22 protein-coding genes are annotated in these 20,058 nt (G+C 46.8%); 11 read left to right on the forward strand and 11 right to left on the reverse strand.

Annotated elements, in window-relative coordinates; genetic code table 11:
• Positions 1-18: 18 nt before the first annotated feature.
• A complete protein-coding gene (gene olsF / locus OA34_RS05740; protein WP_039673356.1) occupies positions 19-1,743 on the reverse strand; it encodes a bifunctional ornithine lipid synthase OlsF in 1,725 nt (574 codons plus the stop codon).
• Positions 1,744-1,881: 138 nt separating this feature from the next.
• Between olsF and OA34_RS05745 the strand changes: the two genes are divergently transcribed.
• The 5 genes from OA34_RS05745 to OA34_RS05765 all read left to right on the forward strand — a co-directional run bounded on the left by OA34_RS05745 (position 1,882) and on the right by OA34_RS05765 (position 5,566).
• Entirely contained in the window at positions 1,882-2,550 is a 669-nt protein-coding gene (locus OA34_RS05745) for a phosphate signaling complex PhoU family protein (RefSeq protein WP_039673358.1), read from the forward strand.
• 67 nt (positions 2,551-2,617) lie between these two features.
• Positions 2,618-3,289, forward strand: coding sequence for a response regulator transcription factor (locus tag OA34_RS05750; protein ID WP_039673360.1), 672 nt, complete (start codon positions 2,618-2,620; stop codon positions 3,287-3,289).
• The gene (locus OA34_RS05755) at positions 3,289-4,683 is read left to right on the forward strand and encodes a sensor histidine kinase (RefSeq protein ID WP_286682880.1); all 1,395 of its coding nucleotides are present in this window, start codon (positions 3,289-3,291) and stop codon (positions 4,681-4,683) included. The genes OA34_RS05750 and OA34_RS05755 overlap by 1 nt, the downstream gene beginning before the upstream one ends.
• 30 nt (positions 4,684-4,713) lie before the next feature.
• Entirely contained in the window at positions 4,714-5,130 is a 417-nt protein-coding gene (locus tag OA34_RS05760; RefSeq protein WP_039673364.1) for an acyl-CoA thioesterase, read from the forward strand.
• A gap of 25 nt (positions 5,131-5,155) precedes the next feature.
• Entirely contained in the window at positions 5,156-5,566 is a 411-nt protein-coding gene (locus OA34_RS05765; protein WP_039673366.1) for a low affinity iron permease family protein, read from the forward strand.
• A 27-nt stretch (positions 5,567-5,593) separates the two neighbouring features.
• On the opposite strand, the gene OA34_RS13590 is transcribed toward OA34_RS05765, so the two are convergent.
• The 4 genes from OA34_RS13590 to OA34_RS05785 form a co-directional block, all read right to left on the reverse strand.
• Entirely contained in the window at positions 5,594-6,184 is a 591-nt protein-coding gene (locus OA34_RS13590) for a GDYXXLXY domain-containing protein (RefSeq protein WP_286682881.1), read from the reverse strand.
• Entirely contained in the window at positions 6,181-7,503 is a 1,323-nt protein-coding gene (locus tag OA34_RS05775; RefSeq protein ID WP_039673368.1) for a DUF2157 domain-containing protein, read from the reverse strand. Before OA34_RS05775 ends, OA34_RS13590 begins: the two co-directional genes overlap by 4 nt.
• Before the next feature lie 192 nt (positions 7,504-7,695).
• Positions 7,696-8,364, reverse strand: a complete 669-nt coding sequence (gene queC / locus OA34_RS05780; RefSeq protein ID WP_039673370.1) for a 7-cyano-7-deazaguanine synthase QueC — start codon at positions 8,362-8,364, stop codon at positions 7,696-7,698.
• Positions 8,364-8,942, reverse strand: a complete 579-nt coding sequence (locus OA34_RS05785) for a 7-carboxy-7-deazaguanine synthase QueE (protein WP_039673372.1) — start codon at positions 8,940-8,942, stop codon at positions 8,364-8,366. The genes queC and OA34_RS05785 overlap by 1 nt, the downstream gene beginning before the upstream one ends.
• Positions 8,943-9,065: 123 nt before the next feature.
• Here OA34_RS05785 and OA34_RS05790 point away from each other — a divergent pair, with 123 nt between their 5' ends.
• Positions 9,066-9,608, forward strand: coding sequence for a 6-carboxytetrahydropterin synthase (locus tag OA34_RS05790; RefSeq protein WP_039673373.1), 543 nt, complete (start codon positions 9,066-9,068; stop codon positions 9,606-9,608).
• Here OA34_RS05790 and dut read toward each other — a convergent pair.
• From dut to OA34_RS05810, 4 genes are read right to left on the reverse strand one after another with little or no spacing between them, the layout of a single operon-like run.
• Positions 9,605-10,303 (reverse strand): dUTPase, encoded by a 699-nt coding sequence (gene dut, locus OA34_RS05795; protein ID WP_039673375.1) that lies wholly within the window; start codon positions 10,301-10,303, stop codon positions 9,605-9,607. The genes OA34_RS05790 and dut overlap by 4 nt on opposite strands.
• Before the next feature lie 24 nt (positions 10,304-10,327).
• Entirely contained in the window at positions 10,328-11,101 is a 774-nt protein-coding gene (locus OA34_RS05800) for a patatin-like phospholipase family protein (RefSeq protein WP_039673377.1), read from the reverse strand.
• Entirely contained in the window at positions 11,086-11,859 is a 774-nt protein-coding gene (locus OA34_RS05805; RefSeq protein WP_039673379.1) for a UDP-2,3-diacylglucosamine diphosphatase, read from the reverse strand. The genes OA34_RS05800 and OA34_RS05805 overlap by 16 nt, the downstream gene beginning before the upstream one ends.
• On the reverse strand, positions 11,856-13,253 hold the full coding sequence (locus OA34_RS05810; protein WP_039673381.1) for a PhoH family protein: 1,398 nt from the start codon (positions 13,251-13,253) through the stop codon (positions 11,856-11,858). Before OA34_RS05810 ends, OA34_RS05805 begins: the two co-directional genes overlap by 4 nt.
• A gap of 108 nt (positions 13,254-13,361) precedes the next feature.
• On the opposite strand from OA34_RS05810, the gene OA34_RS05815 reads away from it, so the two are divergent.
• The 4 genes from OA34_RS05815 (at position 13,362) to OA34_RS05830 (ending at position 17,603) form a co-directional block, all read left to right on the forward strand.
• Positions 13,362-14,246 (forward strand): helix-turn-helix domain-containing protein, encoded by an 885-nt coding sequence (locus OA34_RS05815; protein ID WP_039673993.1) that lies wholly within the window; start codon positions 13,362-13,364, stop codon positions 14,244-14,246.
• 87 nt (positions 14,247-14,333) lie between these two features.
• Complete coding sequence (locus OA34_RS05820) at positions 14,334-15,506, forward strand: MFS transporter (RefSeq protein ID WP_039673383.1); 1,173 nt, start codon at positions 14,334-14,336, stop codon at positions 15,504-15,506.
• Positions 15,507-15,619: 113 nt separating this feature from the next.
• Positions 15,620-17,137, forward strand: coding sequence for an MFS transporter (locus tag OA34_RS05825; RefSeq protein WP_286682882.1), 1,518 nt, complete (start codon positions 15,620-15,622; stop codon positions 17,135-17,137).
• Between the two features lie 40 nt (positions 17,138-17,177).
• A complete protein-coding gene (locus OA34_RS05830) occupies positions 17,178-17,603 on the forward strand; it encodes a bacteriohemerythrin (RefSeq protein ID WP_039673385.1) in 426 nt (141 codons plus the stop codon).
• Here OA34_RS05830 and OA34_RS05835 read toward each other — a convergent pair.
• Positions 17,600-18,271 (reverse strand): rhodanese-like domain-containing protein, encoded by a 672-nt coding sequence (locus tag OA34_RS05835; RefSeq protein WP_039673387.1) that lies wholly within the window; start codon positions 18,269-18,271, stop codon positions 17,600-17,602. The genes OA34_RS05830 and OA34_RS05835 overlap by 4 nt on opposite strands.
• Before the next feature lie 95 nt (positions 18,272-18,366).
• On the opposite strand from OA34_RS05835, the gene OA34_RS05840 reads away from it, so the two are divergent.
• Positions 18,367-18,777, forward strand: coding sequence for a pyridoxamine 5'-phosphate oxidase family protein (locus OA34_RS05840; protein WP_039673389.1), 411 nt, complete (start codon positions 18,367-18,369; stop codon positions 18,775-18,777).
• A gap of 61 nt (positions 18,778-18,838) precedes the next feature.
• On the opposite strand, the gene sstT is transcribed toward OA34_RS05840, so the two are convergent.
• Positions 18,839-20,047, reverse strand: a complete 1,209-nt coding sequence (sstT, locus tag OA34_RS05845; protein ID WP_039673392.1) for a serine/threonine transporter SstT — start codon at positions 20,045-20,047, stop codon at positions 18,839-18,841.
• Positions 20,048-20,058: the final 11 nt, after the last annotated feature.

A 20,058-nucleotide genomic window follows, 5' to 3' on the forward strand; every position in this document is an offset into this window, starting at 1 on the left:
GGAGCATCCAAGCCTCCATCAAGGCTTGGACTCGCCTTTGATATACCGCGCTTTTTTTGCCTCTTTGATCTTGGCGATGTCGACTAAGATAAAACTGTCGACACAGTTGGAAAAGTCTTTGTCGATGTTAAAATCCAAAAATAAAATACCGCCCTCTTCGCACAATTCGGTGTACTGTTTATACAAGGTCGGCACGCTTAAATCCATATGCGAGAGCTGCTCTTTTAAAACGGCGAAATCCTCTTTGTAATCTTTTCCGCCGAAGAAAGAGAGAGCTTCTTCTTTTTCCGCCTTGCTCATAAAAAAGCCGCTTCGTGCACGCACAAGCTCTTTGGAAGTCGAAAAATAGAGTGAATAAAACGTCACGATCAGATTTTTCGCGATTTTCGTATAGACGTCGCTCAGGCTTACCGGACCGTACATGTAACGCACATGCGGATTTTGGTACAAATACGCACCGATACCTTGCCAGAGATAATCCAATGCCCTCGTTCCCCAATAACGCGGCTGTACGAAGCTTCGTCCCAGCTCAATCGCATTGTGCATGTAAGGCTCGAAAGCGTCGGTAAATTCAAAAAGCGTATGCGAATAAAATCCCTCCACGCCGAAATACCGAGCAATAAAATCCGCCTCGCCGATACGGTATGCCCCTACGACTTCCAGCTCTTCATCGTCCCATAAAACGATATGTTTGTAGTGCTTATCAAAAGCGTCTACGTCGCGCTTATAACCGGTCCCTTCTTCGACTTTGCGAAACGTATACTCCCTAAGCCTTCCGATCTCTTTCATCAAAATCGACCCCTCTTCGCATTCGTACAAAAAGATTTTTTTACCGTCGTTCGTCTCGCCTAGAAGCGTCGATTTTTTCAATTCCGCACGAATGGCTTTACGCTCTTCAGGATGCGCGATCGCCGTTTGGGTACTGAAAAGTCCTTTCTTGCCTTTACTGATTTTATACAGATGCTTTTTGAGCAAATTGAGCACCGTATGGTCGCTAAACCCCGACTTCTCGATCGTCTTATAGGCAATCATCTCGCCGATTTTGAAGTGAATGATCTTGGAGCGTTTTTTGAACATCTCGCGCGCCAGCAAAAAGGTGGAGAGTTTTTTATTGACCATCGAAAGGGTGTAAAAAAGCGGCGAATTTTTGGCGTCGATAAAAACAGGCAAGATCGGCGAATTGGTTTTTTGCGCAAATTTCAAAAACCCTTTTTTCCACTTTGTATCTTTAATCCCCGTCGGTTGCGCACGCGACACTTCGCCGGAAGGAAACACGATGAGGGCTTCGTCGTTTTCCAAGGCATCGTACACCTTTTTTATCGACTCTTTCGCCGTCGTTCCGCTTAAATTGTCGATCGGAATCAATAACGCGTTTAAAGGCTCAATTTGCATCAAAACGTCGTTGGCAAGCACTTTAACGTCTCGGCGAACCTCTTTGACGAGCGAGATCAAAGCCAATGCGTCGAGCGCGCCTAAAGGATGGTTTGCGACGATAATCACGCGTCCTGAAGAGGGAATATTCGCTTTATCTTTATTGGAAACCGTATAACCGAAGTTGAAGTACTCTAAAACCGCTTCCACAAAATCAAAACCCCGATACGCCTCACCGTGAATTAAAAAGTCGTTAATCTCGTCTTGATGTAAGACTTTTTTCAAACAATAAACGATGAGATTACGAATCACGGCGGGATAATAGACGATGCGAGGATATTTAAGGCTTAAGGTTTTTTCGACGTCAACCATGGCAGTCCTTTAAGGGATATTTTAACGTCGATTATAAGAGCGGCTCATTACAAGACGGTAACGATGAGGGCATTTTTATGTTACCATATTGTAATGTTTTACCTTTACAATGGAAGTAAATTATTCTAAGGAAAATCAATGCTTCAAAAATACGAAGAGAGACTTGCTCAAATCAAGCAAATGCTCTTAGATCTCGGCTCCGAAATCACGATGGCAGGCGAAAAAGCGCTTTGCGGTATCGAAAATTTAGATATCTCCCGCTTTGAATCGGCTCGAACGCTTCTTAAAAACGTCGAAGCGCAGGCCAATGCCATCGATAACGAAATCGTCGTCGCGTTAGCACTTTTCGGTCCCGAAGCCAAAGATCTACGTAAAATGGTTGCTTTTTTAAAAATCACGAACGAATTGGTTAAGATAGCCGAAAATATTCGCAGCTTCAGCAAACGTATGATCGCTCATCTCCAAAGCGAAATTCCCTTTACGACCCTTCACGAATACTCTATGCACCTTTGCAAAACGGCGATTCATGCGGTAACGCTTTCGATCGGAACATTGAGCGTCAGCGACCGCGAAGCCTTGGAAGAGACCTACCGCCGCGTCAAAGTCGAAGAGAGCAAAAGCGACGATCTTTACTCGATTTTGGAAAAAAATATTTTAAGCGACATCGCCAAATTGATCGACCAATCCGCCGATTTTATTCAGATTTTAAGTACGATGCGCAAATTAGAGCGTATGGCGGATCGCAGCGTGAGCATCGTACAACTGATGATTTTCGCGCGCGTGGGCGGAGAGATGAAAACGTATTAAAAACATCGGGGCGCGCTTGGCGTGGTACGCACGCATCATGCCAAACGCGTAAACATTAAGAGGAACAATGAAACAAAGCATTTTGATTATTGAAGACGAAGAGGATTTACTGGAGCTTTTGGAGTACCATCTGCAAAAAGAAGGCTACGAAACGCTCGGATTTTTAAACACGAAAAACGTCGAAAAGTGTCTGAACGAAGAGCCGATCGACTTATTAATCGTCGATCGCAACCTTCCGGGAATCGAAGGCAGCGAATTTGTCGAGAGCCTACGCAAAAAAGGTTTTACCCAAGCCGTCATTTTCGTAACCGCTAAAAACAGCGATACAAACGTCGAAGAAGGATTTTTACGCGGCGGCGACGACTACGTTACCAAACCTTACAATATGAAAGAACTCCTCCTTCGCATCAAAGCGGTTTTAGCGCGGACTTCTCCGCAAAACAACGCTCTTTTGTCGTACCGCGATTTGGTCTTGGATTTGAACGCCCACACGCTTCACGTCGATGCCAAAGCCGTAGAACTCACCAAACTCGAATTTGATCTTTTGCGCACGCTTATCGAAAACAAAAGTTCGGTCTTGAGTCGCGAATTTTTACTCGAACACGTCTGGAAAAACGACGACTTTTTCCAAGATAAAACGGTCAACGTCGCCATCAACCGCCTCAAACAAAAGATTGACCCCACCAAAGAAAAAGAGTACATCAAATCGATTTGGGGCGTAGGATACAGTTTATGCTAATGCTTCATCAACACATCGTTCGCTCGTTTATCGCCCTGTTTATCGCAACCTTGCTTCTGTGCGGCATCGTGAGTTACGTCGCGATTCAAAACGACAATATGGAGCATTACCAAAGCCGCTTAGAATCGCACATCCAAATTTTGGTGCGCGAACTCCCCGAGATGGACGACCTGAATGCTTTTGCCAAACGTTTTAAAGAGGCGACGCAGATTCGCTTTACGCTCATCGACGCCAAAGGCGCGGTCGTCGCCGACAGCGACCACGACAAAGAGACGATGGACAACCACCTTCACCGCGAAGAAATACTCAAATCCGAAAAGACGCCTTTTGGAACCTCTTCACGTTTTTCGGACACGCTGGGTAGTACCCTTTTGTACGTCGCTCACCGTTTTTCGATGCACGATCAAACCTATTTTTTACGCCTTGCGATCAACATCGATACGATTATGCACAACTTTTACGCCTTATGGACAAAACTGACGCTCATCTTCGGCAGTGCGCTTCTTGCGGGACTTTACGGCGCGTATCTTTTCAGTAAAAAAATACGCCAAGAGATCGATAAAATCGTCGAAAACCTTCAACAAATCGCCGATAAAGAGTACCGCATTACGATTTCGTCGCACTTTAGTTTGGAATTTTTTGAAATTGCCAACTACTTGAAAAAGCTTGCCGCGAAACTGGAAAAACGCGCCAAACAAAAACGCAAATACACCGCCAAAATCAAGCTCATTTCCCAACAACGAAGCGACGTCATCTCCGCCATCAGCCACGAATTTAAAAACCCCATCGCCTCTATCGTCGGCTATGCACAAACGCTGCTTGACGATCCCAACGCGAACATGCAAATTAAAGAGCGCTTTTTAGGCAAAATCGCGCAAAACGCGCAAAAAATCTCCACGATGATCGACCGTTTAACACTAACGACCAAATTTGAAAACGGCGATTTTACCGCGCAAAACAGTACGTTTGACATCGTAAAAGTCCTCAACGACGTCGCGCAAAGCTTTCGCGAAAAAAACCCTTCGCGCAACATTGTTTGCGCTTTACCCGAAACCTATAGCATCTATGCGGACCGCACGATGATGGAGATCGTCGTCTCCAATCTCATCGACAACGCACTCAAATATTCCGACGATACGATCAGCCTAAGCATCGAAGAAGACGTCTTACATGTCAAAGATCAAGGCATCGGCATCAAAGAAGAGGAGATCGAAAAAATTACCCACAAATTTTACCGCTCCAACTCGCATTCATGGGACAATTCGATGGGGCTTGGACTCGCTCTCGTGAGTTACATCTTAAAACTGCACAACACCGCTTTGGAGATACAAAGTAGCTTAGGCGTCGGATCTGATTTTTCGTTTAAATTGCCTTCAAACAATTCTGTATTATGATACGCTCGAATTTGTTTATAAAGGTCAATGATGTACAACATGGGAGAACCCCGTATTAAAATCGTCGCGATGCCCAAAGATACCAATCCCGCCGGCAATATCTTCGGCGGATGGATTATGTCGCAAATCGACATTGCCGGCAGTCTTGCCGCACGCGATCTCAACGTCTCTCGCGTCGTCACGGTCGCCGTCAACTCCTTGGAGTTTAAAGAAGCGGTGAAAGTCGGCGATATTTTGAGCTGTTACGCTAAAATCATCAGGGTCGGTACGACGTCCATCACGACGCAAGTCGAAGTCAACTCCGAACGCTCGATCGAGGGCACGCGCCGCTGCTTACATGTCACGAGTGCCGTTATTACCTACGTCAACGTGGATAACGAAGGCAACAAAAAACCCATTCCGCATACCGCCAACGAGCTCCTAGCTTTAGGAATCGAACAAAAATAATCCCCGAACGCGACAAGGAGGGACGATGAATTCGCATACATGGTACTCGCAATTTACGAAGTATATTGCTAAACTCACGGGAAAATCCGCGACGTTTGCGCTCTCGATCCTTCTTATCGTCGTTTGGCTTGTGAGCGGTCCTTTTTTTCACTACAGCGATACGTGGCAACTCGCCATCAATACCTCAACGACGATCATTACGTTTATTATGGTTTTTGTGATTCAAAACACGCAAAACCGCGACACAGAAGCGATGCAAGTGAAACTTGACGAGCTGATTCGCGTTACCAAAGGCGCGCACAACGCCTTACTGGACTTGGAAGAGCTCGAAGAAGACCAAATCGACGCATTTCGCAAACACTATGAAATGCTCGCACAAAAAGCACGACAAGCGCTTCAAAAAGGAAACATCGACACCGATACGCTTGACGAATAGGCTTACATGTCAAGACGCCTCGGGCGTTTAACGCGAACGCGCTTCTTCGTGCCGACGCATCCACTCGACCAAAGACACGCCTTCTATCCAGAGATTTTCAATCACCGCTTTTCCGTTTAAAACGCGCAAAGAAGCTTTCACGCTTACGTTTACGTCGCGCATTCTCAAAATGCGCTCGGCTTTGGGTGCTCTATCTTCTCGCAGGTAGAAACGATCAAACGGGAGTGAAAAATAGACCGTATTTGAGACATCGGCTTTTTGCGTCGCCATCGCAGAATACACGTTCACTTCCAAAAAATTTCCGCTTACGGGTTTGGAAAAACGCACCTCTTTGATGCGATCGCCCTCTTGCGTGTGCTCCAACATCGCATAGGCTTTGGAAAGATGCTCCTGCGGTGTCGTGTCGCCGGCGGGTGCTTTGTTCGCATTTTCAAAACGAAGCGTCACGTAACGCCCCCGAAACGCATCGTAAGGATCAAGAGGTAAAACGTTAAAAAAGTAGACTTCGCCTTCCTTTAAAATGCGCTCGTAACTCCAAATACTCCATCCGATCACGCCCAGTTGCACCGCGCATATGAAACCAAAAAGAATTCCTAAAAGGCGTTGCATTCGTTTCATGCCACACCCCTAAAACGGCGTTTCAAAAAGGCATTGAGGCTTAAAAAAAGAATGCCAGTGACGATAAACGCCATGCCTTTGGCAACCAGATCAAAGTTAGCATTGAAAAAATGAATCCAGATCACCAAGGCGATCACGATCATCCCTTGATTGACCAGTCCGAGCGTCACCTCTTTAATCCCGCAGTAAATCATCCACCCTGCCCCTAAAATTACCGAAGCATTCACAAAGAGCATCGCACTATAGGGCATCGTGTGTAACAGGTTGTACCCTAACACGATGATAGGCACGGCGCACACAAGTATTTCCGAGGGAAGCTTCTGCTCTTTGCGAATAAACAAAATCAACAGTACGCCAAAAAGCAGCATGAGCAACAATCCCAAAAGGCTGTTGTAGCGCGTAGGCTCTAAGTCAAATCTTAAGAGCCATGTGCCGGCATTGAAAGAGACATGCGCCAACACAAGCACCAAAGCTCCTAGTTTACCCATACGCTCAAAAGGACGTTGCCATGATTTTTCTCCCCAAAAAAAATACATCTTCCCCAAAAGATAATAGATAGCAAAGAAAAGGGCAAAAAGCATGCAAAGCATACGAACATTTTGCTCGGGATAGGTTGCCATAAGCATTTCAACGGAACCTACCGCCAAAACGCACACGGCAAGTGCCCAACCAAGCAGAAGCGTCGCATGCGCATTTCTTTCTTTGCGGTACCGTAGCGCATAAAAACCCAACCAACTCAGAGCAAGCAAGGCAAGCATCCACGGGCTTAAAAAGGAGTGCTCCGAAGAAAACACCTCACGCATTTCATCTCGGCTTCCAAGCCACACAAACGTCCATAAAATCATCTGAAAAAATGCCGCGCCCGAAGAGGGAAGCACCCACGCAATTCCCAAAGAGAGCAACAGCCAGACACTTAGAAAATCCAGCATCGAGCCGCCCAAATGATACGTCTGTCCGATGATCGCAAGCGAAGCACCCGTCATCAAAAACCAAAAGACGCCGCTTCCCTCACGCAGTGCCGCGTCGCTTGCACGGTAACGCCTTACCCAAAATGCAAACGCTTGCGCGCCTACCAAAAGCAAAACCGCCAAAAGCGTGCGCTCCAAATGCCCAAGCTCGTCCCAGTTATACGCCAAAATAGAGATGATCCCCAGTCCCACAAGAACAAACCCTAAGAGGCTAAATGCCGTACCCGAAGAAGAGGCTTGTTCACCCTCATAACGCTGCAAAAGTGCTTGCGCATTCCCCTCGCTAACAAGCCCCTCTTTAACCCACGAAGGAAGCTCTTTTGCAAGCCATCGGTAAGTTTCTTTGCTCATAAAAATCCTTACATGTAAAGATCAATCAACGATAAAATCTCTAAAATCGCTTGAGGTTCCACGGCGATAGACTACCGCGTCATCGCATCGCTATGAATTCTTTTTCTCGGTTTGGTATATGCCCTCAATCTTTAGGCACACTACTTTTTCCAGTTCATGCACCCTCGCTTGGTGACGCTTACATGTAAAGCATTATACGTCTTTGCAAAACGCCTCAAACCCTTGTTTTCGTAGCACGCACGCGGGGCATTCGCCGCAACCGTAACCCCATGCGTGTTTGTGCGTATGCACGCCGTTGTAGCACGTATGCGACTCGTCAATCACCAAGTCCAACACGCCCTCAACCTCTGAGAGTTCAAACGTTTGCGCTTTGGTGAGGTGCATAAGCGGATAGTGAAACGTGATGTTAGCCTCACTGCCAAGGTTAAGCGCAAGTTCCAACGCTTTGACAAACGGCTCTCTGCAATCGGGATAGCCTGAATAATCGGTCTGATTGACGCCGATGACCAAATGCTCGATGCCTTGTTTTTGGGCAAACGCATGCGCTAGCGTAAAGAAAATGGCGTTGCGGTTGGGCACGAACGAGGCGGGAAGATTGGTGTGCGTTTTGTGATGCGCGCTAATGTCTTGCGTCGCATCGATCAACGCCGAGTCGTTGAGCTGTGAAAAAGCATCTAGGCTTAGTACCGTATTTTTAACATGTAAGATTTCGGCGATCTTTTGCGCCTGTGCGATTTCGACACGGTGCTTTTGCCCATAATCAAACGTAATCGTCTCAACGTAATCAAAACGATTTTTCGCCCATCCAAGGCAGGTCGTGCTGTCTTGTCCTCCGCTAAAAACGACCAAAGCTTTTTTCATTACTCGACTCCTAAAAATTTGTGCAATTGCGCACTAAACGTAAATTGAGGGTGTTGCATCACAAACTCGAGGCAAAAACGAACGTTTGACATGTCAGGCGCGTGCGGCTTATTTTGCGGTTGAATGAACATCGCTTTATCGCTTTGAAACGCCGCAATTTTTTCCACCGAAGCGTCCTTGTCGACCACAAACTTGATCTCGTCGTAACCGCTTAGAGCGATCGCGTCCCAATCTTTCGGGCTGTACGTGATCCAATCGGCATCGGCGATATGCGCGAAATTATACCCGTTCGTCTCGACGCCGACGCGGTACATGTGAGAATGCAACACGGCGATAAAATCGCGAAGGTCGTATAAACTCGGCTCGCCTCCGGTAATAATGACGTTTTTGGAAGGATACGCGGCGATGCGCTCCAAAACCGCCTCGAACGTCAAACGCTCGTACGCACCTTTATGAAGCTCCTCGTCGCAAAAAGAACACGCCAAATTGCACCCGTGCAAGCGAATAAAAACGCAAGGCACGCCGACTTGCGCACCCTCGCCCTGAATAGAATAAAATATTTCAACGACGTTTAACATACCGTTCTTTCTCTCATTTTGATACTTTTATCATAGTCTATTTTCACTAAAAAGCACGTCAAAAATTTTCTTTATATCTCTTTTTGGGTATCATTTCTTACTTTAAAATAAGGTGACATGTTTATGCTATGGCAAATCAGTAAAGAGTTTGATTTTTGTTACGGACACCGTGTTTGGTCGCAGCAGCTCGATTCGGAGTTTGCGCTTACGGGGTGTTTGGCGTGCCGTCATTTGCACGGACACCAAGGGAAAATCGTCGTTTACCTTCAAAGTACGAAGCTTCAAGACGGTATGGTGACCGACTTTCATCATCTCAATTGGTTTAAACGCTTTTTAGACGACACGCTCGATCATAAATTCATCATCGATATTCACGATCCTCTTTTTGAAACTTTATTGCCTCATTTTGCCGACAAGCAGCACCTCATCGAGCATGAAGCGGGCTATAAAATTCCCGATCTTACCCGCGTCAAAGACGAGCCCTCTTTTATCGTAGAGCTTTATGACGGTTATATTATCGTTGATTTCGTGCCGACGAGCGAAAATATCTCGACGTGGCTTTTGGGGATCGTTTCGCAAAAAATGAGCCGTTTAGGAGTGGAAGTTTCCCATATCGAATTTTTGGAAACTCCCAAAAGTAGAAGTATCGTTTACAATCAGGCTTAAGCTTTCGCGTAAGCCTTTTCGAGTCGTTTGTAAAGGGCTTCCGTGCCCGGAACGTCTTGGGCGTCTAAAAAAGAGAGCATCACTTCGTTATCTTCCTTACCGTTCCATACTTTTTTATAGCTTCCCTCTTTGTAGCCGTGGTCTTGTCTAAATTGGTTCAAGACGTTTTTGGCGACGTAAAATTTGTACAGCACTTTGAGATTGATGCCGCATTTACGTGCCAACGCAAAATACTTGCGAAGCAACCCGTCGAATAAATCAACGTCAAATCCCGTCATCTCGTGGACGATGTTCTCGATGTCGTTGATCAGCTCCATCGGATCGGTCGAAGCGGTCAACAAGGGCTCTTTCGTAAACGCTTCAAAACCTTGAACGTCGAGTACGTCGTGGATCAACTGATCCAAATCGCCTTTGAGATTGGTTTTATACTCTTCCAGCAATAAACTCATCACAAAATGCCAAATATCGACGATCTCAACCGTCACGTTATCCCAATCGGTCTCTTTGTTGATGTTCTTCCAATGTTTCCAACTAAAACTATCGATGAGCTCCGCGCACTCCATGTAAATACATCGTTTCCAGTTAATCATGCGGTTGTGTTTGGTATATCCGTTTTCCCAGCCGATGCCGTTGGTCTCATCGTTCAGTTTTTGCTGGAGGGAGAACATTTGAAATAAATACTCTTTGCTTGTCATCTCTTTTCCTTACTCTTAAAAACGCTAGATTATACTTTGTTGCTCCATAAAAGTCAAAACGGATTCGCTTCCGACGCGGTATCCTAGCTCAAAACAACGCATCATTTCGCTAAAAGTAAACAATCCGAAGTTCGAAAGCGAAGGGTCGCTCACGTAAAGATCGCTCTTGGCGATTTGGGCTTGAACCGGCGCCGTAAACGCTAAAAAGAGTGCTCTTTTCAAAATCGAATGAAGATCGTGTTTGGCTTTCGCGTCGATCGGATGAAGGTTAACGCCGATAATCGGATACTCCAATTCCAAAAGAGGCGAGATCGGAAGGTTGTCCATAAAGCCTCCGTCGATTAACATGTAGTTCTCGTACGCAATCGGACGGAAGATCGGAAAGAGTGCGGAGCTCGCAACGGCAAGCTTGGTCGCCTCGCCTTTGGAAAAGCAGACTTTGTTGCCGCTCAGCAAATCGACGCAGGTAATAAACATCGCTACTGGCATATCTTCCAGCCGCTCAATCGGTGCGATTTCACGTAAAATCGCCGCTTTTTCGTCAATCCGCAAAAGGCCTTTGCGAAAATAGTTGAAACCGAAAACAGCTCGTAAGGCATCGCTTTTAAACAAGCGTATCAGATCAAACGCGCTCATCCCAGAAGCGATTCCGACTCCGACGACCGCGCCGATACTCGTGCCTGAAATCGCGGCGATGTGAACGTCGTGACGCTCCAACGCCGCAATCACGCCTAGATGAAACGCGCCCCGTGCCGCACCGCCGGAAAGGGCTAAGGATACGCTTAGTGCCCCAGCCATCGAATAATCCTAAATTCGCCATCCAAGGTCTCGACGATCGCCGTACACGACTCGACCCAATCGCCGCAATTGAGGTACTCGATACCGTCGATAGTGCGAATTTCGGCTTTGTGGATATGCCCGCAAATAACCCTCTCGTAACGGTGGCGTTTGGCATGCTCGCTTAAGATCGACTCAAAATCGGTAATGAACGAAACGGAACTTTTGACATGGTCTTTAACGTATTTGGAGAGTGACCAATGACGGTGGTAGCGCATTTTTTTACGGAACCAATTGAGGATTTGGTTAATGTTGAGCAGTAAATCATACCCCATATCGCCCAAAATCGCCAACCACCGTTTGGTCATCGTCACGCTGTCGAAAAAATCGCCGTGCGTGATGAAATAACGCTTTTGATTGAGCCCGATATACTCCGCTTCGTCGCAAATACGAATCGAATCGCCCAAGCCCAAAGGCAAAAACGAGCGCAAAAAGTCGTCGTGATTGCCCGTGATGTAATAGACGTTCGTACCTTTTCGGGCTTTTCTCAAAATTTTTTGAATCACGTCTGAATGCGATTGCGCCCATTTGAGTTTTCGCCTCATTGCCCAACCGTCGATAATGTCTCCGACTAAATAGAGATTTTCACACTGCGTGCGTCTGAAAAACTCCAACAATTCGCCTGCTTGCGAAAAACGCGTGCCCAAGTGAACATCGGAAATAAAGATAGAACGAAACGAGACAACCTCGTCTTCATGGGCAAACGAATATTTGGTCATTTGTGTTTATCGGTATCTCCGAAAATTTCATCGGCAAAGTGCGAGAACTTCCCGCGTACCGATTTGTCCAGCTCGATGGCAAACAAAGAGATGTGCGTCTGCTCTTTTTTAGTTTGCTTCAAAAGCGACGTTAAGCCGTTATTGTACCGATTGAGGTACATGTTGTCGATTTGACGGTTGGAGCCGATGACGATCGCTTTACAGTTGTTATCCAAGCGCGACAAGATGAGTTGCGTCGTGTTGTTGGAGCTGTTTTGCCACTCGTCTAAGATGACGATGGCATTGGAAAGCGTTCGACCACGTGCTTCCCCCGGCCAAAGCTTTTCGATGTTGTATTTGGTGATGAGCTCTTGCACTTTTTTCTCGATCGCCATTTGCGGCTCTTGCGTACTGTCGCGTCGCTTCATCTTCTTCTTGGCGATAAACTCTAACGTGTCGTACAATGCCATATTGTAGATGCGAAACTTCTCGTCGTTGCCGGAAAGGTAACCCACATCCGCACCTTTATCGACGCTTTCGATGGAGTTGCGAACATAGACGATTTTTTCGTAACTGCCTTTGCTCACTAAGCGCATCGCCGCGACAAACGCCATCAACGTTTTACCGCTTCCCGCGCGCGCGTCGATGACGTGAATGTCGTACATGTTAGAAAGCAACGCTTTCATAAAAAACTTTTGTTTGAGGTTGATCGGTTTGACTTCCAAGCCCCTAAAATCGAGCTCTTCGTTTAACATGTGAATAATGCCGCCCGGAGAAATAATCGCATGGGCACTGTTCCCGTCCGAACTCATAAATTCGTAACTGTAATTGCCGCTTTTATGCTCGGGATCGTATTCGCCGATCAGCTTTTTATCGAGCGTATTAAAGAGTGCCGAATCGACGTTGAGCTGTTTGACGAACTCAAATTCGGGAACGTCGCTTCGATCTTCGCGTAAAGATTCGACCGTCACGTTGTGAAACAGTCCGAACATACGCGCGTAAACGTCTAAGGAGAGAAAAATGACTTTGTATTTCGCGTAATACTCTTTTGCCGCCGCGGCCGCTTCAACGATGCGCTTGTCGTTGGATTCGTTGAGGAACGTCGCGTTCATATCGGATTCGTAACTGTTTTTAGAGAAGAGATGAATAGCAATCGTGTCTTCAAAACGCATCTTCACGACACGAACGTCTGCGTTGCTATCGACTTCGACGACTTTACACGACGCGAGCATTCTCGCAAAACTTCGGGCTTGATAGCCTAGTTCGGTAAAGTTCTTTTTGAAGTCTTCCAGTTCGATCAGTACGGTTTCGGGGATAACGATGATGTTATTGCCGTTGTCGCACAACTCTTTAATGAAATTGGTATTGTGCAAGATAATGTTCGTATCGAGCACGTAAACTTTCTTGACTGACATCCGCTTCCTTTCGACACAATTGTATGCAAACATTATATCAACTTGGTAACAAAAGGGGTGCATTTTTATTGCACAAACGAGGCCTCTTTTTTTGAGTATACTTTTGCTATGGAAACACTGGAAGCCTTTTACCAACGCATCGCCAAACCACTGCCGCACAATATTGAAAACGGTATTGGGCACTTTAATGTCTTCACGAGGCAAGAGTGCGCGCAGATTCCCTACAGTCGCAAGGACTATTTTAAGATCACTTTTCTAAAAGGCAAGCACAAAGTGCATTATGCCGACAAGACCCTGCAAAGTGATCATTTCGCGCTGATGTTTTCAGACCCACTGGTGCCTTACAGTTGGGAGTCGCTCGATGGGAAGAAGTGCGGCTATTTTTGCATCTTTACCGAGGCGTTTTTTCACCATTACGGCGCACTGAGAAGTTACCCGCTCTACCGCCCTGAGCATCCTAAGCTCTTTTTACTGAGCGATGAGAGCGCCCACGAAGTGGAGACGATCTTTGAGAAGATGCTTTTGGAGATGAACTCAGACTACGCGTACAAAGACGATCTTTTACGTGCCAAAACGCTAGAGCTCATCCACATAGCACTGAAAATGCAACCCGCTTCCATCACCGCCGAAGCGCAAAGCGATAAAAAGCGCAAAATCGATGCACTCTTTAACGAACTCTTAGAGCGTCAGTTTCCCATCACCTCGCCTTACGAGAGGCTGGAGCTTAAAAATCCAAGCGATTTTGCAAGGCTTTTGAACATTCATCCCAATCACCTCAACCGAACGCTCAAAGAGCTCAGCGAGAAAACGACCACGGAGCGCATTGCCGAGCGCGTTTTGGAGGAAGCAAAGATCTTGCTCAAGCACTCTTCGTGGAGTGTAGGCGACATCGCGTATGCGTTAGGGTATGAAGAGTCTGCACACTTCATCCACTTTTTCAAAAAAAAGCTCAATCAAACACTGCAAAATTATAGACAAACTCAAAATGTTTGATTTGCGCAATCCTTTGTTTGAACCTAGCACCGAAGAAAGTGACTCTACTTGGTATGATTTCATCAGCATTCAACCAAGGAGAAAAGGATGATTTCACCCAAACAAATCTACGTGATGTCAGCGGTGGCTGGCATTAACGTCGCAACCATTTACTACAACCAACCCATCTTAAACACGATCGCTCAAGATTTACATGTAAGCGCACTGGCAGTGGGAAACTTGCCCACTTTTTCGCAAATCGGCTACGGTTTAGGACTCTTTTTTGTAAGCCCTCTGGGCGATAAGATGAACCGTAAAAAACTGCTGTTGATCTCGCATCTACTTTTAGCGCTCTCTCTTGTGGGTCTTAGCATTGTGGAGAACCTCTACGCACTGTATGCACTAAGCCTTCTTACGGGGCTTTTTGCGGTTTCCGCACAGATCGTCATTCCAATGGCAGCGGCAATGAGCGGCAAAGACAAAGGCAGAGTCGTCGGTTCCATCTTTAGCGGCCTGCTCACAGGCATCTTGCTCGCTCGAACGCTCAGTGGTTATGTGACTGAGTGGTTTGGAAACTGGCACGGCATCTTTGCGCTCTCATCCGTGTTGGTTTTTGCCTGCATGGTCGGCATTGCCAAAACCTTACCGAACATCGAACCCCACTTTTCGCAAAGCTACGGCTCACTTTTGGCGTCATGCGTGTATCAGCTCAAACGCTTTGCTCTTTTACGTGCCAACGCCCTTCTCATCACCGTGTTATTTGGTGTCTTTTGCTCTTTTTGGACGACGCTCACGTTTAAACTCTCGCTTGCACCGTTTAACTTTAACAGTGACGTCATCGGGCTTTTTGGAATTCTTGCCGTTGCGGGAGCACTGCTAGCGCCTTACATCGGAAAAATCGCCGATAAGATCAATCCAACCTTCACCAAAATTCTCTCCATAGCGATGATCGTTGTTAGCATCATCCTGATGAAAGTGTTTGAGGATTCACTTGCGGCGTTTATTATCGCCACATTGTTGTTAGACATCGGTTTTCAAGCGGTGCAAATCAACAACCTCGCACAGATCTACACGCTGGATGAAAAAGCCCACAGCCGCATCAACACGGCGTACATGAGCTCGATGTTTTTAGGCGGAGCACTGGGAACGGCCATTGGGGTTTACTGTTGGGAGCACGGCGGTTGGGCGTTGGTCAGTTTGCAACTGCTTAGCTTAAGTGTGATCGCTCTTGCTATCATTCTCTACAGCGCCCTCTCTTCCAAGCACTCCAAAACGCTCTAAACCTTTTTACATGTAAACACTCTCTCCCGCCAAGGATTCGTAACCTAAGAATCTTTGGTAGTATTCTTATTTGTAATACTCATTACACTTTTAAGACTTTAGGAAAGATTTGTATGCCTTACACACACGAAAAAAGGTGGAAAGCCCTTGGGGTTCTCTGCCTTGCTATGTCGATCATCACGCTGGATAACACCGTTCTTGATGTCGCGCTCCCTTCCATTTCAAACGACCTTTTTGCGAGCATGCGCGAACTTCAATGGATCGTGAACATGTATATTCTCGTCTTTGCTTCCATTTTAATTACCATCGGCGCCCTAGGCGATCAATGGGGTCGCAAACGCTTTTTAAAAATCGGCATCGCCCTCTTTAGCCTTGCCTCCTTGGGAGCGGGGCTTTCAAGTTCCACCACCGAGCTTATTTTCTTTCGAGCCCTGAGCGGTTTGGGAGCAGCGTTCATTATGCCTTCCACGCTTTCCATCATCACATACATGTTTACCGATACCACCGAGCGCATGAAAGCCATCGGACTTTGGTCGATGATCTTTGGACTATCGCAAGGTTTAGGACCGCTGGTCGGCGGCATTATCATCGAATACGCGTCATGGCATTGGGTCTTTTTTATCAACCTCCCCATCGGGGTTACGGCATGGTATGCCGCAACGCGAATCCTGCCCGAATCGTCCAATCCCAACACAAAAGCCGACATCCTCGGTATGGTTTTGTGCATCTTCTTTTTGTTTGCGCTTACTTACGGCATCATCGAGGCGGGTGAGCGCGGCTGGAGCGATAAAAGCGTGTATATCAGCCTCTCATTCGGAGTGCTTTTTTGCGCTCTTTTTATCGTTTGGGAGAGACGTTGCACGCATGCGATGATCCCGTTTGAACTCTTTGAAAAACGCACCTTTACGATTCCCTCATTCGCCATTGCGCTCATCGTTTTCGGCATGGTCGGCTCCATGTTTTTCTTCTCCCAACTGTTTCAAACCGTACAAGGTTACAACGCTTTGGAAGCGGGACTCTTGCTAATGCCCATGACGCTGGGCGTGGCAATCGGCTCAAAGTCGGCTCCGCGTGCCGTCGCAACATACGGCATGCCTTTAAGTATCGGCGGCGGCATGATTATCTCAGGACTCGGTATGGCGATTTTTGTCGTCACAATCGACGTGCATATGCCGCTTTGGGCAATTTTAATCGGTTTTTTCGTTCACGGTTTGGGCATGGGACTTTCAATGCCGCCCTCCACCGACTCCATTATGGGCTCGATTCCTCCTCAAAAAGCGGGTGTGGGCAGTGCCTTAAACGACACGACCATCGAACTCTCCGCGGCGATGAGCATCGCCGTTTTGGGCAGTTACGTCAACCGCATTTACCTTTTACATGTCAAAGAGATTGAAGTCGACGCTTCACTTTCCAAAGCCCTTCAAACCTCTATCCAAACGGCACATCAAGCCATTAGCGCACTTCCCGATCTCGCCCTTCGCGAAAGCCTCTTTTTCCGCGTCGATCACGCTTTTATCGAGGGCATTTTTCATACGATGATAGTCGGATGTCTTTTTTCCATTTTGAGCGGGCTTTTAGCAATCTATCTTTTGCCTAAAAAGGCTTCTTCAAGAAAGGGAAAAACCGTTTAAAGCGTGCTACAATAGCACAAAAACTTTACGGGGAATCGTCGTGTTGATAGAATGGAGCGAAAAATTTAGCTTGCGTCACGCACTGTTAGATCGGCAACATCAAGAGCTTTTCGATCTGGCAAACGCCGTTCAAGCATTAACGCCCGAATCAGCGGACAAAGCGGAACTGGGCAGGCTTTTTAAAGAGTTTTTCGACTACATGGCAAAGCACTTCAAAGAAGAAGAGGCATACATGCAAAGCCTCGACTACCCGCTGTACGACAAACACAAGAAGTTTCACGAAACCATCATTGAGGGCATGACCAAAATTCTCAAAGAGAAAAAAAGCATCGCCGAACTTCAAAAAAGCATGAAAATGATCGCCAAAAAATGGCTGGTCGAGCATATCTTGGAAAACGATCTTAAGATCGAGAAGTGGCGTAAAAGCACTTGCGTGGAGGAAGAAGATTCCCACCACGCACTTTAAGGTTTGGTCGTACTAAAGCCAAAGAGTACCCAGTCTTGCAAACCGCCGCGATACCACAAAATTTTCTCTTTAGGATACCCTATCTTGATCAATTGATCGATCATCATACGCGATTGAGCGCACCACGAAGCGTTGCAAAAAATCAGAGCCGTTTTGGCATGCGAAAAGTCAAGCTTTCCTCCTTTTGAGGCAATGCCGAGCAGTTTTTTGACACGCTCAAAATCTTCGGGAAAATCGGCATCGTACGCCACTTCGTCAAAAGGAATGTTCACGCTTGAAGGAATGCTCATCTGCTCAAACCACTCTTGTTTTCGGGCATCGACCAAAATATAGCGATCGGGATTTTTGGCTAATTTATGCTGAATAAAATCCAACACTTCCACTTCACCGACGGTTACGATTTTGGGGTCTAACTGCATCGGCTGGATTTTTCCCACCGTCGTCACCACGCTCTTTTGGCACACGCTTGGCACATCTTTGCCCGCAAAATTTCCGCTGAAAATATCTTCAGGCGAGATATGCACGTTTAAACATTCGCGAGGAATGTTCCGCTCGATCGTGACAGGTTTTCCGTCGTGCGTCGTCTGAATGCCCGTATGTTCCAACACCTGAGGATTTTGCGCAAACGCGTACACGCCAAGCACGCCTAAAGCCAACCGTCGATACATCGCATCTCCTTTAAAAGTTGTTTGCTTATCATAATCGCCTTGCTATTTAAAAGCGAACAAAAAAATATGTTATACTTTTTTTCAAAGGAAAAATCATGCTTGATCCCAAAATAGAGGCGTTTCTTCGCGAACACCATCTGCTTACCCTTGCCACATGTCAGAACAATATGCCCTACTGCACCAGCTGTTTTTACGCGTTTATCAAAGAGTCCGCCACGTTTGTCATCGCCACGGATGCACAAACCAGACACGGACGTGAGGCGTTGGAAAATGCGCATGTTGCAGGAACGGTAGCGTTAGAGACCAAGATCGTGGGGAAAATTCAAGGGGTGCAATTTACAGGTGTTTTTCAAAAAGCCGATGAAGCAGAGAAAAAAGCCTATTTGAAGCGCTTTCCCTATGCGATCGCGCTGAATCCTGTGCTGTGGAGCATCACCATTTCGTACTTGAAATTTACGGATAACACCTTAGGATTCGGTAAAAAGCTGGAGTTTTTTGCTTCGTAAAATAGGGGAAATGCGTTTACATGTAAAGCACTTGCGGGAAAAACCCGCAAGCACCTTTTTCTTACAAATTGATAGGTTCGTCCGAGCATGCCGCGGTAAACACGACGTCGGTTGAGCTGTTCAGTGCCGTCTCGGTCGAGTCTTGAATGACGCCGATCAAAAAGCCGATAGCGACCACTTGCATCGCGATCTCATCGCTAATGCCGAACAGGCCGCACGCTAAAGGAATCAAAAGCAACGATCCACCCGCAACACCCGAAACGCCCGCCGCGGCGATACTAGAAACGACACTCAACAATAACGCCGTCGGAATATCGACCGAGATACCCAACGTATGGACCGTCGCCAACGTTAAGACCGTAATGGTCACCGCCGCTCCCGCCATATTTGCCGTTGCACCCAAAGGAATGGAAATGGAGTACGTATCTTCGTGAAGCCCTAGTTTTTTACATAATGCCATATTGACGGGAATATTCGCCGCGGAACTACGCGTAAAAAATGCCGTTACGCCGCTTTCTTTCAAGCATGTCAACACTAAAGGATACGGATTGCGTTTGGTTTTCACGTAAACGATCAGCGGATTCAGTACCAAAGCAACGAAAAGCATCGTTCCGACCAAAATAATCAGTAATTTACCGTAGCCTAAAAGTGCCGTAAAGCCCGTTTCCGAAAACGTCTCCGCAACCAATCCTAAAATACCGAACGGTGCTAAACGAATAACCGCTTGAACAATCTTGGTCATGGCATCGCTGACGTCTTTCATAACCGCTTTCGTCTGAGCTCCGCTGTGATGAAGCGCGATACCTGCGGCAACCGCCCATGTTAACACGCCGATATAATTGCCCTTAGCGAGTGCGTTAACGGGATTGTCTACCATACTGACCAAAAAGCCTTTGATGACCGCAACAATGCTTTGAGGCGGTGTTAAGCTCGCGTCAATGCCGCTGGAGAGCACCAACGTTACGGGAAACGCAAAGCTCACGATCACCGCGATCAACGCCGAGAAAAACGTACCGATCACATAGAGGAAAATAATAGGCTTAATATTCGTCTGCGCCCCCACCTCTTTGGTTGCGATCGCCGTAGAGACGAGCACTAAAACTAAAACCGGAGCTACCGCTTTGAGCGCTCCGACGAAGAGTTTGCCCAAAATCGAAACGGCTTGTGCCGCCGTCGGAGAAATGAACGCGATGATAACGCCCAAAACCATACCTAAAAGAATGAGAACAATGAGATTGCCCTCTTTGTACCGCGCGACTAAACGCTCCATAAAAACCTTCC

Source organism: Sulfurospirillum sp. MES (genome assembly GCF_000789415.1).
Lineage (GTDB): Bacteria > Campylobacterota > Campylobacteria > Campylobacterales > Sulfurospirillaceae > Sulfurospirillum > Sulfurospirillum cavolei.

Coding starts and splice junctions, on each gene's coding strand:
- sstT (WP_039673392.1), bottom strand. CDS start 20,047: ATGGAGCGTTTAGTCGCGCGGTACAAAGAGGGCAATCTCATTGTTCTC.
- OA34_RS05835 (WP_039673387.1), bottom strand. CDS start 18,271: ATGTATCGACGGTTGGCTTTAGGCGTGCTTGGCGTGTACGCGTTTGCG.
- OA34_RS05805 (WP_039673379.1), bottom strand. CDS start 11,859: ATGACCAAATATTCGTTTGCCCATGAAGACGAGGTTGTCTCGTTTCGT.
- OA34_RS05825 (WP_286682882.1), top strand. CDS start 15,620: ATGCCTTACACACACGAAAAAAGGTGGAAAGCCCTTGGGGTTCTCTGC.
- OA34_RS05755 (WP_286682880.1), top strand. CDS start 3,289: ATGCTTCATCAACACATCGTTCGCTCGTTTATCGCCCTGTTTATCGCA.
- OA34_RS05800 (WP_039673377.1), bottom strand. CDS start 11,101: ATGGCTGGGGCACTAAGCGTATCCTTAGCCCTTTCCGGCGGTGCGGCA.
- queC (WP_039673370.1), bottom strand. CDS start 8,364: ATGAAAAAAGCTTTGGTCGTTTTTAGCGGAGGACAAGACAGCACGACC.
- OA34_RS05820 (WP_039673383.1), top strand. CDS start 14,334: ATGATTTCACCCAAACAAATCTACGTGATGTCAGCGGTGGCTGGCATT.
- OA34_RS05750 (WP_039673360.1), top strand. CDS start 2,618: ATGAAACAAAGCATTTTGATTATTGAAGACGAAGAGGATTTACTGGAG.
- OA34_RS05760 (WP_039673364.1), top strand. CDS start 4,714: ATGTACAACATGGGAGAACCCCGTATTAAAATCGTCGCGATGCCCAAA.
- OA34_RS05775 (WP_039673368.1), bottom strand. CDS start 7,503: ATGAGCAAAGAAACTTACCGATGGCTTGCAAAAGAGCTTCCTTCGTGG.
- OA34_RS13590 (WP_286682881.1), bottom strand. CDS start 6,184: ATGAAACGAATGCAACGCCTTTTAGGAATTCTTTTTGGTTTCATATGC.
- dut (WP_039673375.1), bottom strand. CDS start 10,303: ATGACAAGCAAAGAGTATTTATTTCAAATGTTCTCCCTCCAGCAAAAA.
- OA34_RS05765 (WP_039673366.1), top strand. CDS start 5,156: ATGAATTCGCATACATGGTACTCGCAATTTACGAAGTATATTGCTAAA.
- OA34_RS05790 (WP_039673373.1), top strand. CDS start 9,066: ATGCTATGGCAAATCAGTAAAGAGTTTGATTTTTGTTACGGACACCGT.
- OA34_RS05815 (WP_039673993.1), top strand. CDS start 13,362: ATGGAAACACTGGAAGCCTTTTACCAACGCATCGCCAAACCACTGCCG.
- OA34_RS05745 (WP_039673358.1), top strand. CDS start 1,882: ATGCTTCAAAAATACGAAGAGAGACTTGCTCAAATCAAGCAAATGCTC.
- olsF (WP_039673356.1), bottom strand. CDS start 1,743: ATGGTTGACGTCGAAAAAACCTTAAGCCTTAAATATCCTCGCATCGTC.
- OA34_RS05840 (WP_039673389.1), top strand. CDS start 18,367: ATGCTTGATCCCAAAATAGAGGCGTTTCTTCGCGAACACCATCTGCTT.
- OA34_RS05810 (WP_039673381.1), bottom strand. CDS start 13,253: ATGTCAGTCAAGAAAGTTTACGTGCTCGATACGAACATTATCTTGCAC.
- OA34_RS05785 (WP_039673372.1), bottom strand. CDS start 8,942: ATGTTAAACGTCGTTGAAATATTTTATTCTATTCAGGGCGAGGGTGCG.